This is a genomic window from bacterium (assembly GCA_009926305.1).
Lineage (GTDB): Bacteria > Bdellovibrionota_C > UBA2361 > UBA2361 > RFPC01 > RFPC01.
On sequence record RFPC01000271.1, the window covers coordinates 1 to 1,080 of the forward strand.

Below are 1,080 nucleotides of genomic sequence, written 5' to 3' on the forward strand. Positions count from 1 at the left end.
TACCACTTATCTTCAAGGGGCTTTTGAATCGGGACTCCCCCCTCGTTGAGTCGTCTTACGAGCGCACCTGCATCTGTACATTCAATTGAGAGATTCAGGCCACGACCTCTCGGATAATCCAGTGGCTCTATTATCCATTGAGACGATATACCTTCTCTCAGCCGATCTTCTTCTATCATCAGCTCCGAACCGTGAAATGAAAGGTAGGCAAACCGGTCCTCCGGTCGGTCGAACAACACCTCAAATCCAAGGAGCCCACAATAAAAGGATAGACTCCGTTCTAAATCCACTACTGAAAGCTCTGGGACTAATGGCTGCATACTATGAACGTCTCCAAGGCGACACTATCGCACGACACTGTCTATCTGGTTACACTGTCTACTGATTACATAAAACTGAAACAACAATGGGTGAACGGTTGTCAGGACTGTCCCTCTTGCAAGCACTGCCACCTCTCTTTCGTAAGGAGGTACTGCTTTTCAGCTACCCACTCACCCCGCTTCTGAAATCCTTGTGGAAGATGCTTCACAAATTGAAAACCATTCTTTTCTAGAATTCGGCCACTCGCTTCATTCCAAACAGCGTGAGAGGAAGTTATCTCCTCTACCTCTACAACTTCAAAAGCAAACTGCACAACCCGCCGAACCGCCTCACTGCCGTATCCCTTCCCCTGATACTGCGGTAATGTAAAGTAACCAATGTACCAAGGAGCAATCTCTTCCCCACACGACTTATTGCTGTGAAGTCCAACTCGGCCGGTAAGACAGCGACTCTTCCGTTCATAAGCGGAGAAGTTAAACTCCTTTAAATCTTGCCATCCAGCGAGCGATCTCTCAAAGAATGGAAGCATCTCACCCTCGTCTGCAGGTGGATCCCATAGCATACCCTCATTAAATCCTGGGGTACGGGTTGCCTCGAATATAACAGGAATATCTTCAAGGACAGGCGGCTTTAGGAACAGACGGCTACTTTCTAATACAGTATCAACAGGAATTTTTTTCATCTGGAAATAGTAACAGGGTGCCTCTTTCTCTCAAAGAATTTTCTGATCGGCACTCATCAAGAATCTTCTTCAATACC

General features: G+C 46.8%; 2 protein-coding genes. Both read right to left on the reverse strand.

Annotated elements, in window-relative coordinates; translation table 11 throughout:
* The coding region (locus EBR25_14470; protein ID NBW42173.1) for a VOC family protein at positions 1-320 on the reverse strand (320 nt) is incomplete at its 3' end.
* Positions 321-421: 101 nt separating this feature from the next.
* Positions 422-1,003 carry an N-acetyltransferase gene (locus tag EBR25_14475; protein ID NBW42174.1) on the reverse strand — a complete coding sequence of 194 codons (582 nt, stop codon included), beginning with the start codon at positions 1,001-1,003 and terminating at the stop codon, positions 422-424.
* Positions 1,004-1,080 lie beyond the last annotated feature (77 nt).

Excerpts from the sequence above, each read along its gene's own strand:
- EBR25_14475 (NBW42174.1), bottom strand. The coding sequence starts at position 1,003 with ATGAAAAAAATTCCTGTTGATACTGTATTAGAAAGTAGCCGTCTGTTC.